This is a genomic window from Bacillus sp. S3 (assembly GCF_005154805.1).
GTDB lineage: Bacteria > Bacillota > Bacilli > Bacillales > Cytobacillaceae > Neobacillus.
Genome location: NZ_CP039727.1, coordinates 4,765,716 through 4,781,001 on the forward strand (window position 1 = coordinate 4,765,716; position 15,286 = coordinate 4,781,001).

At 40.9% G+C, this 15,286-nt stretch carries 14 protein-coding genes; 4 read left to right on the forward strand and 10 right to left on the reverse strand.

Going from position 1 to position 15,286, the window contains the following annotated elements; all coding sequences use genetic code 11:
* The first annotated feature begins 15 nt into the window (after positions 1-15).
* Complete coding sequence (locus FAY30_RS22785) at positions 16-219, forward strand: spore germination protein (protein ID WP_223821026.1); 204 nt, start codon at positions 16-18, stop codon at positions 217-219.
* 163 nt (positions 220-382) lie between these two features.
* Here FAY30_RS22785 and FAY30_RS22790 read toward each other — a convergent pair whose 3' ends face one another.
* From FAY30_RS22790 to FAY30_RS22805, 4 genes are all read right to left on the reverse strand, one after another.
* The gene (locus tag FAY30_RS22790; protein ID WP_149872019.1) at positions 383-781 is read right to left on the reverse strand and encodes a cytochrome c oxidase subunit II; all 399 of its coding nucleotides are present in this window, start codon (positions 779-781) and stop codon (positions 383-385) included.
* A 272-nt stretch (positions 782-1,053) separates the two neighbouring features.
* Positions 1,054-2,136: a PrsW family intramembrane metalloprotease gene (locus tag FAY30_RS22795; RefSeq protein ID WP_149872020.1), complete on the reverse strand. Its 1,083-nt coding sequence runs from the start codon at positions 2,134-2,136 to the stop codon at positions 1,054-1,056.
* Between the two features lie 250 nt (positions 2,137-2,386).
* Positions 2,387-2,587 carry a cold-shock protein gene (locus FAY30_RS22800; protein ID WP_027322891.1) on the reverse strand — a complete coding sequence of 67 codons (201 nt, stop codon included), beginning with the start codon at positions 2,585-2,587 and terminating at the stop codon, positions 2,387-2,389.
* 337 nt (positions 2,588-2,924) lie between these two features.
* The gene (locus FAY30_RS22805; RefSeq protein ID WP_149872021.1) at positions 2,925-3,941 is read right to left on the reverse strand and encodes a pirin family protein; all 1,017 of its coding nucleotides are present in this window, start codon (positions 3,939-3,941) and stop codon (positions 2,925-2,927) included.
* Between the two features lie 189 nt (positions 3,942-4,130).
* Between FAY30_RS22805 and FAY30_RS22810 the strand changes: the two genes are divergently transcribed.
* A complete protein-coding gene (locus FAY30_RS22810; RefSeq protein WP_149872022.1) occupies positions 4,131-4,448 on the forward strand; it encodes a hypothetical protein in 318 nt (105 codons plus the stop codon).
* Between the two features lie 37 nt (positions 4,449-4,485).
* On the opposite strand, the gene FAY30_RS22815 is transcribed toward FAY30_RS22810, so the two are convergent.
* Complete coding sequence (locus FAY30_RS22815; protein WP_149872023.1) at positions 4,486-5,427, reverse strand: patatin-like phospholipase family protein; 942 nt, start codon at positions 5,425-5,427, stop codon at positions 4,486-4,488.
* A gap of 347 nt (positions 5,428-5,774) precedes the next feature.
* On the opposite strand from FAY30_RS22815, the gene FAY30_RS22820 reads away from it, so the two are divergent.
* Together FAY30_RS22820 and FAY30_RS22825 are read left to right on the forward strand one after the other, a co-directional pair.
* Positions 5,775-6,767 (forward strand): Gfo/Idh/MocA family protein, encoded by a 993-nt coding sequence (locus tag FAY30_RS22820; RefSeq protein WP_149872024.1) that lies wholly within the window; start codon positions 5,775-5,777, stop codon positions 6,765-6,767.
* A 194-nt stretch (positions 6,768-6,961) separates the two neighbouring features.
* Positions 6,962-7,627 carry a nitroreductase family protein gene (locus tag FAY30_RS22825; protein WP_149872025.1) on the forward strand — a complete coding sequence of 222 codons (666 nt, stop codon included), beginning with the start codon at positions 6,962-6,964 and terminating at the stop codon, positions 7,625-7,627.
* A 151-nt stretch (positions 7,628-7,778) separates the two neighbouring features.
* On the opposite strand, the gene FAY30_RS22830 is transcribed toward FAY30_RS22825, so the two are convergent.
* The 5 genes from FAY30_RS22830 to FAY30_RS22850 form a co-directional block, all read right to left on the reverse strand.
* Positions 7,779-10,934 carry a glycoside hydrolase family 2 TIM barrel-domain containing protein gene (locus FAY30_RS22830; protein ID WP_149872026.1) on the reverse strand — a complete coding sequence of 1,052 codons (3,156 nt, stop codon included), beginning with the start codon at positions 10,932-10,934 and terminating at the stop codon, positions 7,779-7,781.
* Positions 10,935-10,953: 19 nt separating this feature from the next.
* A complete protein-coding gene (locus FAY30_RS22835; RefSeq protein ID WP_149872027.1) occupies positions 10,954-11,784 on the reverse strand; it encodes a carbohydrate ABC transporter permease in 831 nt (276 codons plus the stop codon).
* A complete protein-coding gene (locus FAY30_RS22840) occupies positions 11,784-12,701 on the reverse strand; it encodes a carbohydrate ABC transporter permease (RefSeq protein WP_223820826.1) in 918 nt (305 codons plus the stop codon). The genes FAY30_RS22835 and FAY30_RS22840 overlap by 1 nt, the downstream gene beginning before the upstream one ends.
* A gap of 63 nt (positions 12,702-12,764) precedes the next feature.
* Positions 12,765-14,036 (reverse strand): ABC transporter substrate-binding protein, encoded by a 1,272-nt coding sequence (locus FAY30_RS22845; protein WP_149872028.1) that lies wholly within the window; start codon positions 14,034-14,036, stop codon positions 12,765-12,767.
* 221 nt (positions 14,037-14,257) lie between these two features.
* Positions 14,258-15,286, reverse strand: coding sequence for a LacI family DNA-binding transcriptional regulator (locus FAY30_RS22850; RefSeq protein WP_149872029.1), 1,029 nt, complete (start codon positions 15,284-15,286; stop codon positions 14,258-14,260).

Sequence of the window (15,286 nt, forward strand, 5' to 3'; positions counted from 1 at the left end):
AGGACGGTGATTGAAATGGCATGCTCGATCAATATCAATAACTTTGTAGTCAATTCCCTTACAAATAATTCAAACATAAATTTTGGTGGTACGCTTCAAAACAGCCATACCGCCAATAGTTCCATAACCGGCGGCAATTTCAACAATGGTGACGGATGCTTGATGTCAAGCAAAAGTATCAACTTCGGCAACGCTGAAAAGACAAAAGAAGATTCCTAGCAAAATAAGAAGCGAGCCAATTCTCACCATTTTCCATTCTGCCCATCTATAAGCCCCTCCACCTTGTGAAGGGGCAAATTGATTTCACTTGATTATTCCAATATGTGATAAAAAAGCATTGGAATTTTGCTCCAATGCTTCTCTAACTTATAGCTCAACTAACTTAGTCGATTACTTTTAATGTTATTTTCATTGCTTCGTGGTCTTCCGCAGCACCACATACTGTAGAACATTTTAATTCGTATTCCCCCGTCTTTTCAGCTGTAAATTCAGAAGGGGCATTTGCGGTCAGGTCAATACCTAATTCTTTATTATTAATGGTATGCATGCCTTCCTTGTTGACCAAATTTATTTTGACTTTCGTTCCCTTTTTTACAACCAACTCTTTATCTGAGGAAAACTCCCAATTATTCGCAGTGATGGTGAACTCATTTCCATCTGCCGTAGTGGATGTTTCAACAGTCTTGTCCTTTGGAGCGGTCGTTGCCTCATCTGTTCCTCCGCAGGCTGCCAGACCTAATGTTAATGCACCTGTTAATAAAAATAATCCAACGATCCTCATGGTATGTAATCTCCTTTATTCTAAATCTAGTCAAACAGATTTTTAAACCCAAGCCCCTCTCTGTTTAGCTATCTTCATCATATGGCGTCCAGCCATTCCTTTCCTTGATTTATGTCAAGGTTTTTAAAAGTATTCTCATGGCTTTTTTCCTCACTTTTCGCGGTCCAAAAAATAGTAGAGCCGCTCCCCGTGGTTTAATCCACATAAATAAGGTTCAGTCCCGCTGCATAAACAACAGAACTGAACCCTATATAAACACCCGACGCTTCCTTCTACGAAAAGCCATCGGTCCCATCCACATGACTCAACTTCTTTTGACCAATTTCTTTAAGACCGGCACGAATCAGCAGGAAGACAACGATCCATGAAGCGGCCGTCAAGAAGATTTGTCCAAAGGGAAACATACCGGTTATTGGCGTATCCCATAGAGCATGCATCAGCACGACTAAGAGAAAGACCCGTAAAAACTTAATTTTAACCAACATATTCAACTGAAATGGATGGGTGCCTTGTACCCTGCAAAAGGCTGCACCTGTCAGAGCGGCCCATGCGACATGCCCGCCGGGAGCTAGTAGACCGCGCCAAAGAATTGTGTTATATAGATTTTGGGCATCCCCGGACATGAGCGACCTTAGGGCATATCCGGCGGTTTCAAATGCGGCAAAACCTGCGCCAACAGCCGCGCCTATTAGCAATCCATTAAGAATAAACCTGTATTTTCGGTAGCGGACAAAACTTATCACCGTTATTGCTTTAGCCAACTCCTCGGCGATTCCAATCGTAATCGGATTGATATTATTTTTCAAAATATCGAAAAACACGAGTGCGACCAGCATCGAAAGAATACCTCCGATGAACCCGACAAAAATAACACGATAAAAAGCGATATTTTGCGGCGCGTTCATCTCCCAGAAGAAGATTAACGTTGTCAACGGAACCGCAGATGCCCCCACCATGATCAGTCCCGGGATAAAGTTCACATTCTTAAAATAGTCGACACCTATGTAAAATCCAGCAAAGGCTAGAAGCGCAATGATGAACACCCTCGCAAAAAGCCAAGGCTTGGGCCATGTATCCTTCACTTCTGAAATTTTAGGCGTCGTAAGAGCTGTTCCTACGATAAATAACCGCTCCGCTTCCAATTCACTATGATTCCGAAAAACACGGGAAAATACGTTTTGAAACTTTGGTTCAATCGATCGTTCAAATCGGGGAACCATATCAACGTAATGGGCAAACTCATAAAAAAAGCTGTTTTCATCCACTTGCGAGTGATTCTTCACAAACGTTTCGCCGCAGCTGATGCAGAACTTTACCCCATCCGGATTTGAATAAACACATTGCGGGCATTTCAACAAACTTCCCCCCACTTGGATGACATCATTAACTTGTCAAAAAAAGTATGCCCAACGATTGGAAATATATTAAAAAAAGTGCCTCATGGTCGAATTAGGAGAATTCGGGATTATGTGTTACACTTTGAGTACCATTTGATTTACTTGTTTACATGTGCCCCGCTCATTCGTGAGTGGGGCTCCTTGTTTTTTAAAAGAAAAAACAAAAAAACAGACCCTATAAAGAGCCTGTTTTCGTTTGTTCTACTTATTAAGCTTTACGAACGTTAGCTGCTTGAGCTCCACGTTGGCCTTGCTCAACGTCAAAAGTAACTGCTTGGCCTTCATCTAAAGATTTGAAACCTTCGCCTTGGATTGCTGAGAAATGAACGAATACATCTTCTCCGCCTTCACGCTCGATGAATCCGAAACCTTTTTCTGCGTTAAACCATTTTACTTTACCTTGTTCCATTTTGTTTCCTCCTGCTGTGTGCTTTGCACACATGTGTTACTATCCTTGCACTCAGTGATCATCAAGACGAAAAGTTAATCTTATACTATCCTTTACACCGAACAAAAATAATTCTTCCTAAGCTTAACATCTTTTGAAAGTATTTGCAAGAAAACATGAACAAAACTATTTTTGGCACTCATGAATTTTCACACCTGTGTTCCCCCGGTTCCGCATTCCACCAATCTAATTCCTCCAATGAAGTATTATTTCTGTTGTTGTAAGTTCGGAAATAGGAAATTAGCCGGGGTTTTACCCCCGGCTGAACTTGATATCTGGTTATGAAACCAACAATTATTTATCTTTCTTCAACCCTGCCGTCTCCGTGACGGGCAAATCTACCCGCTTCACGTTCATTGACACGGTCGTACGGCCCCCATGGCCAGCCGCCAAATTGCGTTCGGCGATAATCATTAAAGGCATCGCGGATTTCCTGTTCCGTGTTCATCACAAACGGACCGTATTGCGCAACAGGTTCCCCAATCGGCTCACCTTCAAGAACGAGAATATAAGCATTCATGTTGCCGTTAGAGATTTCAATTTCCTGATCCCCTGCCAGCTTGACACTGTGGGAAGCTTGTACCGCTGTCCCCTCAACATGGATGGTTTCCCCTTGATAAAAATAGACGTTTCTGTTCAATGTTTTAGACACACACGGGAGGGTAAACTTTGCCTCAGGCTCAAGATGAATAAGATAGATGCCAACATGATGGTGTTGGTCATGAGCCCACGACGCTGCTGCCGGTTCTAAACTTGTTTTTCCTTCAAGCTTTCCGGTAATCAGCCTTACGGTCGTTTTCTTTCCGGCTGCATCTGTTAATTCAATGACAGGAATATCCTCCGCCCACAGCATCTTGTAATCCGGATTGGCTGTTTTATCCTTAGCCGCAAGATTCAGCCATATTTGAAAAAGTTCGAGTGGGTTGTCTTGATTCATATGGACAAGCGGGAACATTTCGGAATGGAGGCAGCCCTTTCCGGTTGTCAGCCATTGCACATCTCCATTCCCATATCGCCCATTAGCCCCCGTTGAATCAAAATGATCCACAAACCCTTCAAGAACGATCGTTACGGTTTCAAACCCTTTATGTGGATGGGCTGGAAATCCTGGTACAGTTTTTCCATGATACATCCGAAAACCATCTTTTGTAGTAAAATCCTCTCCCAAATTCCTGCCTTCCAATGAAGCGTTGGGGCCCTGCTCGCCATTCCCCTGCGGATAAGCGTCTTTATGATGCACGGTCATCAGGAAGGGATCTTCGGTTTGCCACTGAAATCCCAACTTTTGAATATGTAAAATTTTATTATCCGACATACACTTGCTCCTTTCATACTTTTCAAAAAATGTTCTTATTTAGCATCTCACACTGTTATTTGAATCACACCTATGACTAATTTTCCAACGTACAATCATAATGATTCTAACAAAATAGGAGGGGCCGAGGCTATTATCAGGATTTAGCAGGTTACATACTTTTTTCAAAAATTTTAGGAGGGATTTGATTTGGTGCAAATTTTCGTTTTTGTTTTAATTGCTGTTACGTTGGTCTTGTTAAGTATGTTTGTCGATGGGGTAATAGAGTTATATAAGGTGGAAAAAGAAGAGAAAAATCATATGAGTAGAGATGGATTAGACGGCTACTTGGACAAAACGTTCGGTTTCGGCAAGGTTAAACTCTACAAAACAGTCCTTGATAGTGAAGGTAATTTACACTATCTAGTATATTTACCGAAATACGAGTGGTTCAAAGCACCGGAATATCAATGGTTTGAAGTGTTTGCTACCCATACAGGCTATCAGCATTGTGAGTGTGAGAGATAAGAGCCGCAAGCAGAACTAGATGAGCCGTAGTCACGGCTCATCTTACTTCATTCTTATGCCTCTTATTCTTTGCTCTTTGCCTGCGTTTTTCTTTATATAGTTCAAAATCCCAGGTTGACAGGAATTCTTTTGCTGAAGTATAGCCTGACTGGTAGAGAAAATCAGTTTCTTCCTTGTTTAGTACAAAGTCAGTGGCATTGATGTTGCCAGTCGGAATTTGAATCGTGCGGTCAAACGTTTCTTTGTTCATATGCCGTAAATCATGGGCTTGAAGCATCGTTTTAAAAATATTTTTGAAAAGGTGGAGCGGAGTGGAAATCACCGCACCAATGTTCACTTCCTCTTTCACAATATGGAAGCCAAAGGTTGGAAAACGGGGATTGTCTGTATCAAAGATCCAGATGGGGTAGTTACTAAGCAAACCGTCATCTAAAATATAGGATTTTTTTTGGTCCTTGGATTTCCAGATTACTGGACGGAAGAAAAATGGCAGTGAGGCACTCATCTTAACAGCAGTCGAAACTTTTACATCGGCAGGAGTCATTCCGTAGATTTCCAAATCATCTGGAAAAATAAGCATTTGCCCATTCGACACATCCGAAGCAATGATCTTCAACTTTCCATCGGGAAGATCAGCAAACGTCTTAATGCCCTTTTTTGCAAGAAGTGAATCCACCCATGTCTCTAAATAATCATTCTTATACATTCCAAGATGAATCATCAGTTCTAAAAGGATGCCTACAAGGGGGATTCGATTCAGGTTTGTCTTACCTCGAAGCTTCAAGAAATTGATCTCGCTCATCCGGTCTCTAATTTCATTGCTTTTATAGCCACTGGCCAGAAGTGCTGCGATGACAGCGCCAGCTGATGTTCCAGCCAGTCTTTGCCATTGAACATTTTCCTCTTCCATCGCTTGAACCGCACCAATAAAAGCAATTCCCCTGACCCCGCCACCTTCAAAAACAGCATCTGCCTTCAATCATTTCCACCTCCCGATACTTATGACGTATTTTTCGAAACTTACGACATTCACTGTATATAATTGGAAAATAGTTCAAGATCACCGTAAAAAATCCAACTAACATTTTTTATAGCAAAAGCTGCTTAAATTGCGAAGTATGGTGTACAATGAGCGAATTTTGCCCTTCAATAAGCGAATCCAAGAAAGCAACAATCCTTTAGAAAGGAACCTTATGATAAAATTAGATTGACAACAATGAGCGGAATACCTTTGAAGTATTCAATAGAGTTTCATTTCAGAATGGAGAGTTCTACTTTTTCTGGGGCAATAAACCATATAAGAATAAACTCATAGGAGTGATAGCAGTGAAAAAAGCAAACCACTGTTTTATCGGTGCGGGAGTTCATGCATCAACAAACATTTACCCTTCTGCGATTGAAGCGGGAGCAGATATACAAGCGATTTCAACACGAAATATCGATCGTTCCAAGGCCGCCCTTCAGCGGTTTGGGAGCACTGGCACACCTTACGATGATTATAAAAAGATGCTAGAAAATGAAGAATGTGGTGGCATTGTTGTCGTTGCTCAACCCGAAGATCATCCTTCACTTGTCCTTGATTGTATCAAAGCCGGAAAAAATGTTTTTGTGGACAAGCCCCTTGGCATGAGTGCGGCGGGAGCGGCTGAAATCGCTCATGCAGCAGAAGCAGCCGGTGTCATCGTAATGGTTGGCTTTATGAAACGTTATGCTCCTTGTTATACCAAATTAAAAGAGTTCATTTCAGACGGTAAACTAGGACATGTAAGATCGTTTCAAGGGAAATTTGCAGTGGACAGTACGCCGTTTTGCAAAAATGAAGAACAATTCATGAAGTTAGTCGCCATCCATTTTATTGATCTTGTACGCTACTTATTTGGCGAAGTGGTCCAAGTAACAGGCTTTAAAAATAGTGACAATGAGTCTATTTCCTATAGTATTTCGTTAAAGTTTGAAAATGGTGTTGTTGGCAACCTATATTTGGCTGGGATGACTGCCTGGTCACGTGAAAGTGAAACAATGCTTGTCACGTTTGATCACGGATTTGTTATTGCCGATGAAGTAACTTCGCTTACCGTCCATGAATCACAAACTTCCGCTGATTTGCCATGGAAATCTCTTACTGAGTCAGACACTGTATATACACCTTCCGCCACGCCGATGTCTGGAACCCTTAAAGATCTTTATTTACGAGGGTTCGTTGGAGAATTGACTCATTTTATAGATTGTTGTAAAGCTGGCGAAATCCCAACGTCAAATGCATGGGATAATGTAAAGACAATGGCACTCTGCGACCAAATACTGGCTGATATATTGTAGAAACTTTGTGGGAAAGTCCAAGTACGATGGGGCAAGGTTCCACTGGTCTCGAACCGTCCCCTTGGTTTCCTCGTAATGCTGAAGCATGACAGTCACCTCGTTTAGTGGTAAAATGACAGCTTATTGTATTTCTCAAGAGAGGGTGACATTACCCTTGCCATATAGGAAACTATCATTACTAGGAGGGCATCATGATGTCAAACTTACAAACTATTGAAAAGCTCGAACAGCAAGCGTTCATCGATGTGATTCGGGAACGTCGTTCGGTTCGTGCCTATGATCCGACAGCAGTGATTTCACGCGAGGAAATGACCGAAATACTAGAGCTTGCAACATTGGCTCCTTCGTCTTCAAACCTTCAGCCTTGGCGTTTTTTAGTCATCGATAAGCAGGAGTTGCAGGAAAAGCTTTTGCCAATCGCTTTTAACCAGCAACAGGTAATCGACGCTTCTGCCGTGATTGCTGTTCTTGGCGATGTGGAGAGCTATAAGAAAGCAGAAAAAATTTACGGACATGCAGTGGAAGCAGGCTTTATGCCAGTAGATACGGCTGCATCATTCATCGAGCGTACGGTCGGTATGTACTCAAACTTGCCGCCTGAAACAGCTCGCCAAATTGTCTATACGGATGGTGGACTGGTCTCCATGCAGCTTATGCTTGTTGCCCGTGCCAAAGGGTACGACACGGTTCCAATGGGCGGGTACGATAAAGCAAAGTTTGTGGAAGCTTTCGGAATTGCCGAAAACTATGTGCCAGTGATGCTCATTGCGATTGGAAAAGCAACCAAGCAAGGACATCCAACTACCCGTCTTCCAATTGAGGATGTAACGTTCTTCAACAAAATGCCAGCAGCGGAATAAGCATGAATTACTTTAAAGAACAAGAAGAAACCAGCTTGAAGTCAAGCTGGTTTTTATTAATGGGGATTGAGTTCCGTTAGGTCGCCATATGAATGGTTCTCATTATTTTTCAACCACATGTCCTTGTCAAAGAGTAGAAACGAATGAACCATTACTGTTTCTGCAATTCTTCTTTCTTTTGATGTGTTACACTAGTAAACTTTTTACTTAAAGCAATAGGAGAATGGGCATTTTCATCATATGGCAGCATCGAAAATGCAAATTCAAAGTTTTCATTTTCCAAGCGATACTGTTCCTGCACTTCTTGACCGCAGCTGGCTGAACCCAGCCCATATTGCTGTTTATCAATATGCAGGGTGATATACGGCTGTTTAACTAAGTCACATGTATGTGTGGCTGCCTCCAACTTTTCAACCGTATAATGGCTTGCCGTGAAATCAAAAGAGGATCCACTGATGAACAATCCTTTTCCACTCTCTTGTGTAAAACTTGCCCATTTTGTTTGATGGCGATTACCGTTTTCTTGCGGAAACACGTACGGCGTATGTAAGCCCTCAACGGTTGATGACCAAACGCTCATCCTCGCCGCCTGCCTGCTATCACTATAGGCTTCATTTGGTCCTAATCCATACCACTGCACGTAATCATAGCTATCTTCTACCACCATCTCCACACCAATTCGCGGCAGGTACTGTGGTCCCTCACCGGATTTCACGCCCTTAATCTCTACTGCAATACTTCCATTTGCGTGGATGGTGTAGAGATAGGTCACCTGGAATCCCCACGCAAGGACCGGTGGTGCCAGTTTGGCTTCACACTGAATGACAACCTTCTTGCGGTCTTCACTGAGGCGTGCGTCCGTTCCGATTATTCGATGTTGAATGGCATCTACGCCAAATTCCTTCCATCGTTTTGTAACGGAGCTTGCGTTAAACTCTTCCGATCCCAATAAATCATTATCGATTGGTGCTCTCCAGAAATGTAATCTTGGACCTTTTGACATCACTAGCTGTCCATCTAAACAAACATCTTCTATTCGTCCATTTTGTTTATTAAAGGTCAATTCAAAGGCAGGTCCAGCTATTTTCATTGTAGAAGTTTTATCTTGAACGGTTAATTGGCCTGAATATTGTGGTTCAATCTGAACAAAACGAGAGATTGGGAGTTCATATTGTGACCACGCAACTGTATGACCTGAATCAGCCCATCGTGTCTTTTCTTTCGTCTTCCAAACGAGATTTAACCAATAATCTGTATTTTCCCTCACCACAGTCGGTAGATGAATCGGTAAGTCAACTACTTTGGCCGTGTTTGCAGGAATGTCTGGAACATCGACTATTCCGCCTTCAAGGATTTGCCCGTCAGCTTCAATAAACCACTCACACTGTAACGTTGATAAATCGGAAAAATCGAATCGATTTTGGATCAGGACCGTGTTTTCTTTATCATTAAATTGGGATGTGACAACGGGTTCAATCACCTTTTTAAATTCAGCTAAGGCCGGGGATGGCTCACGATCCGGCCGAATCAATCCATCGATCACAAAGTTTCCATCATGTGGTGTCTCTCCAAAATCCCCGCCGTATGCAAAATATTCCTTACCCTCTTCTGTATATTGGCGTAAACCATGGTCAACCCATTCCCAAACAAAACCGCCCTGTAATCGATCGTAGGCATAAAAGGTCTCCCAATATTCTTTAAAACCACCTGGGCCATTGCCCATAGCATGGGCATATTCGCATAAAATATGAGGCTTGCTTAAGTTGGTTAATCCGCCAATTACCTTTAATGTTTCAATTGGCGTGTACATGGATGTATGAACATCCGTTGCTACAGGATCCTTCGTTGGGACAAAGTTATCCTCCAACAACATTTCCCGCGTCTCTCCTTCATAGTGTACCAGTCGTGACGGGTCCCTTCTTTTTGCCCATTCATACATCGCAACATGATTTTGTCCAAACCCGGACTCGTTCCCTAATGACCACATAATGACAGAAGGATGGTTTTTATCTCGTTCTACTAATCTTTCCATTCGATCTAAATAGGCATGTTTCCAAGCTGGATCATTACTTAATAGATGTGGCTGCCCAATCTTGGTCAACCCATGACACTCAAGATCGGCTTCATCAATCACATAAAAGCCAAATTGATCACAAAGATCATAGAATCTCGGGTCGTTTGGATAATGCGCGGTTCGGACGGCATTAATATTATGCTGTTTCATTAACACTAAATCCTCAATCATGGAGCGTAATGGGACAGCCCTTCCGTAATCTGGATGAGCATCATGTCGATTGACACCTTTAAACATAATGGCTGTACCATTCACGAGTAATTGACCGCCTTTAATCTCAACCGTCCTAAATCCGCATTTTTGTGGAATAACTTCTACCACTTCCCCCGCAGGATTTAGTAAAGTAACCACCACATCATATAAGAACGGGGTTTCAGCATTCCATGATTTCACTTGATCCAAATGGATCGAACCTGTCACTGTTTCGCCTATTACACCATGTTTGTGTATTGCGACAACAGTGCCCTCCTGTTGGATTTCCACTTCGACTGCATGACCCTGATACACTCCTGACAATGCAATCTCAAAATCAAGTCGGCCATCTTGATAATCATGTTCTAACGTACCATTCAAAAACAGATCACGGACATAAGTATCCGGTTTTGAGAGAATATAGACATCCCTAAATATTCCGCTTAACCACCACATATCTTGATCTTCAATATAAGAGGATTCGGCCCATTGATAGACACGTACCGAGATCCGATTCTCGCCTTCTCTTACAAAATGAGTAATATCAAACTCTGATTGCAGTCGGCTGCCTTGACTATACCCTGTGAAATATCCGTTCACCCAAACATGGAAAGAGCTATCAACACCCTCAAACATCAGATGTACCTTCCCTTGTAAGGCTTCTTTTGTGACATAAAAGGTTCGGCTGTATGATCCCGTTGGATTCTCTGACGGAATATACGGAGGTTCAACTGGAAAAGGATACTGGACATTTGTATAATGTGGTTTTCCGTATCCATTTAATTGCCAATGTGACGGGACGCGTGTTTCTGCCCAATGGTCAGTGGAGTAATTCTCCTGGTAAAAATCACTCGGCGATTCCATTGGTGAATTCGCGTAATGAAATTTCCAATTGCCATTGAGCAATAAGAAGCCTTGTGAGTCTCCCCGGTCATACGTAAGGGCTTTTTGTTTGCTTCTATAGCTAAAAAAGGATGACCTGGCTTGCAGTCGATTCTTATGTAACACGTTCAAGTTTTCCCAATCTTGTTGTACACTCATTTTCATTCTCCTTTCGATATTACCCTTTAACAGATCCGCCATATATGCCGCTGATAAAATACTTTTGCAGTAATAGGAATAAGATTAATACCGGCACAATGCTGACAACCGTTCCCGCTAATACTTGGCCATAATAGACGACCTGGCCTGGAGCCACTAATTGGGATAATAGGACAGGTAACGTGGTACTTTCACGATCCTGTAAAATAATAAGCGGCCACAAATAATTGCCCCATTGTTGGATGAAGCTCAGAATACCTAAAGCAGCCAATGGCGGTAAGGATGTAGGCAAAATAATTTTATGAAAAATGGACATTTCACCAGCCCCATCCATTCTCGCTGCTTCTATCATTTCAGTCGGAATACTCATCATATTTTGCCTCATAAAGAAGACCCCAAAGGCGTTCGCAAGCGCCGGTAAAATAACTGCCTGCGGCTGATCTTGCCAGCCGAACCCGATGATCATTTTGAACAAAGGAATTAATGTCACCTGGTGTGGCAGCATCATCGTAATTAATACGATAACAAACAGGATATTTTTCCCTTTAAACTCATATTTCGCAAAGGCATATCCTGCAATCGCACACAAATAAAGAGTCGCAATCGTAAAAACGACAGAGATAAGTAAACTATTCCCCAATGCCTTCCAAATAGGTGCAGAAGCTGCCAGTCCTGTTATGTTATTCACAAACTCCCCGCTCGGTAATAGCTTGGGAGGACTTTGAAAAATGTCACTATCAGATAGAGTAGAACCTACAAACATCCAATAAAATGGATACACAGAGGCGATACTAACCAGAATTAAAAATAGATATCCTGCTGATTTAGTTAAGAAGGATGATCCTTTCATTACATCTCTCCTCCTTTTGAAAGCTTGATTTGGAAGAAACTTATAATCCCAACGATAATGGTAATGATATACGCTGCGGCTGATGCATATCCAAATTGGAAGCTTTGAAATCCAAATTGATAAAGGTACATAATTGGTGTATTGGTTGCATTATTTGGTCCGCCGGCTGTTAATAAGGAAGGCTCCGTAAATAATTGAATCGTCCCAATGGTAGATAGAATTCCACAAAACAGCAGGATTGGTTTTAACATGGGAATAGTGATCTTAAAGAATTGGGTGAATTTATTGGCCCCATCCACTTCCGCAGATTCATACAACGAGTCATCAATCGTAGTGATTCCTGCCAACAAAATAATCGTATTATAACCGGTCCATCTCCATGTCACCGCTAGTATAATTAACACTTTCGACCAGAACGGGTCACTAAACCAATGGATGGGATCAATATGAATGAGACTTAAAACGTAATTCATCATTCCGTATTGCTCATTAAAAATAAGGGTAAAGACAATGGAATAGGTGACTAAATCAATTAATACCGGCAAAAAGATACATAATCGAAAGATGGCCTTTCCCTTAATAAATTTTGAGTTTAATAGGACAGCTAATAATGTCCCTATAATGAGCATGATCGGTACTTGAACAATTAAAATGATAAAGACATTGGATAAGGATTTCCAAAATAATCCGTCCGTCAAGATGTTTTTAAAGTTTTCAAACCCAACCCATTCTGCACGGTTTCCTTGAGCAGAAGTGAAGGATAAATACAATGACTCAAAAATGGGATAGACCATGAATATGGCAAACACGATGAAAAACGGCGATAGAAATAGGTAGGGAGTTAATTTTTTGTGATTCCATTTTTTCTTTCTGGCAACAGAAGGCTTTGTCATTTGTTCTACAGCTGTTTCTCTCATTTTGGCACCTCCTATAAATAAGAGTAGGTGTTCAACAATCAAACACCTACCTTATTAGTTATTCTAATGATTTACTTTAAGCTTCGTAGATTTCGAAATAGATTCTGCAGCTGTTCCCATCATTTTCTTGACATCATTTCCTGCTAGCACACCATCAATCATATCTTTAAGCGGTTTCGTTGCGTCTAACATAATTGGACCATATTCCATATCTTTAATGGTTGTCGTTTGTTTCGCAAAGAAAGGATATAATTCCATTCCAAAATACTCATCTGTTGTATTAAATGCTTCACTTTCATAGAAAGGAGTATAGGAAGGGAAAAGTCCGTATTTCAGCATGATCTTTTGACCTTCATCTGTCGTTAACACATATTCAATAAACTTAAATGCTGCATCCGCATTTTTAGACTGCTTTGACACGGCTAAGATGGAGCCGCCTAAATTGGCTTGCGTATTTCCACCCTCTTCAAAAGCCGGAATCGGAACGATGCCCCATTTACCAGCTTGTTGTTCAACAGAATGGCTTAACGTACCTGCATACCATACAGGTAAAATAACACTGGCAGCCTTATCGTTTGTTAATGCTGGAATTCGTCCATTGCCATCGTGAACATTAATGGCAATACCCTCATCCTTCATTTTCTTTTGTAGTAAAAGTGCTTTTTCTGATTCCGGTGAAATCACATTAATTTTTCCATCTTTTACATAAGAACCGCCCAATTGATTTAAGAAGATTTCATAAAGATTAAAATCATCGGTATAGAGAGTCATCGCTGTGTCAGGAAATGTTTCTTTTAATTTCTTACCCGCTTCAATATAATCGTCCCATGTTTTGATCGATTCAACATCAATGCCTGCTTTTTCAAATAAATCGATTCGATAATATAAAGCCGTTGGACCAACATCCCATGGCATAGCGTAAACTTTATTATCTTGTGTTACGCTTTTCCAAGAAGACTCTAAAAACGCATCCTTATATTTTTTCGTTTTGTCTGTTATATCCACAAATTGATCCGGAAACTTCTGAAGAAATGCCGGAAAATCCCTTGCTTGTGTTTGAATAATATCTGGAGCGCCTGATCCTGCTGCTAAAGCTGGGGTAACTTTGGAATACCCAGTATCCGAATGTAGTACTTCCACTTTTATATCTGGATACTTTTTGTTAAATCCCTCAATTTGTTCTGTTAAAGCATCCGCAGCGGCATTCCAAGATGCCACCGTAATGGTAGCTTTTCCATCAGTAGAACTAGCCTTTTCATCTTTTCCACTTCCACAGGCTGTCAAGAAAACAGATAGAACCAATAATAATGACAATAAGACTGAGAACCTTTTCATTTCTTTCGCTCCTTTAATTAAATTTATGGTCACGTGACCATTCTGCAGAAAAGAATATGGTCACGTAACCACATTGCAGAAAAAATAACATGGTCACGTAACCACATTATTTAATAAAATACCCTTTTGAACGCATCTTGCATCGATTGATTCAAATAGATGTTTTTCTTCTGCTATGTTTTTAAAGTAAATTATTTTGTAATCGTTGTCAATGGAAATTATTAAATTATTAGACTTCTCACTGACTCTCTTTCCTTCAACATTACTTCAACTTCAATACTTTCCTCAATTGTATGTTCGTTCTGAATTTGATCCATCAGCTGCTGAACGAGCATTCTGCCAATTTCCCTTTTGGGAATATTCATCGTTGTCAACGTTGGCGTCACGATTTTTGCTAACTCAATATTATCCACACCAATGACGGAAATATCCTCAGGAACCTTTTTCCCACTTTCAATAATCGCCCTTATGGCTCCAGCAGCTAACAAATCGTTAGATGCAGCTACCGCAGTAAAAGATTGCCCTTTATCCAATAACATCTTGATTGCTTCATACCCCGTCGTCAATTTATCTTCATACATTTCAATGAAGATTCGATAATAATCCTTAATCGGTAAGTGATGTTCCTTCATAGCCATTTCATAACCCATGAATCTTGGATTACTGTTTTTCTCTTTATTATAATAATGGCCTAAAAAGAGAATTTCCTTATGTCCATTTGTTATCAAATAGTCGACAGATTGCCTCATGACTTTCTTTAAATCCACATATATATGGGGAATTTCTGCTTTACGCGGAATGTTTATTTTATCAATTCGATCCCAATAAATGGACAGCGGCATTTTTTTTATATTTTCGAGAAGATCTTTAATCATGATTAATTCATGTGATGCCAGCAAAATCAAACCATCATAAGGTCCTTCTAAAGCCTGCTTTAAATAATGATGTTTTTTCTTCGTAATATTATACAAAGATAATGAATATCCGCATTCGATGGCCATATCTTCAATCCCCATAAACATTTCTGAAAAAAAGGAGTTACTAATAGAGGGAGAGATACATGCAATTTGTCTATAGGATTTCGTCCGTAAATTTTGTGCTGCCCGATTCGGTATGTAGTTTAATTCGGCAATAGCTGCTTCTATACGTTTTCTAGCCTCCAGGGCAACATACCCATTATTATTGATGACACGCGATACTGTTGATGGTGAAACTCCAGCCTTTAGAGCCACATCTTTTCTTGTAACCAT

Bases quoted from the DNA above. Each gene is read 5' to 3' on its own strand.
- FAY30_RS22805 (WP_149872021.1), bottom strand. From the start codon at position 3,941: ATGTCGGATAATAAAATTTTACATATTCAAAAGTTGGGATTTCAGTGG.
- FAY30_RS22785 (WP_223821026.1), top strand. From the start codon at position 16: ATGGCATGCTCGATCAATATCAATAACTTTGTAGTCAATTCCCTTACA.
- FAY30_RS22790 (WP_149872019.1), bottom strand. From the start codon at position 781: ATGAGGATCGTTGGATTATTTTTATTAACAGGTGCATTAACATTAGGT.
- FAY30_RS22835 (WP_149872027.1), bottom strand. From the start codon at position 11,784: ATGAAAGGATCATCCTTCTTAACTAAATCAGCAGGATATCTATTTTTA.
- FAY30_RS22825 (WP_149872025.1), top strand. From the start codon at position 6,962: ATGTCAAACTTACAAACTATTGAAAAGCTCGAACAGCAAGCGTTCATC.
- FAY30_RS22845 (WP_149872028.1), bottom strand. From the start codon at position 14,036: ATGAAAAGGTTCTCAGTCTTATTGTCATTATTATTGGTTCTATCTGTT.
- FAY30_RS22830 (WP_149872026.1), bottom strand. From the start codon at position 10,934: ATGAGTGTACAACAAGATTGGGAAAACTTGAACGTGTTACATAAGAAT.
- FAY30_RS22850 (WP_149872029.1), bottom strand. From the start codon at position 15,286: ATGGTTACAAGAAAAGATGTGGCTCTAAAGGCTGGAGTTTCACCATCA.
- FAY30_RS22840 (WP_223820826.1), bottom strand. From the start codon at position 12,701: ATGAGAGAAACAGCTGTAGAACAAATGACAAAGCCTTCTGTTGCCAGA.
- FAY30_RS22800 (WP_027322891.1), bottom strand. From the start codon at position 2,587: ATGGAACAAGGTAAAGTAAAATGGTTTAACGCAGAAAAAGGTTTCGGA.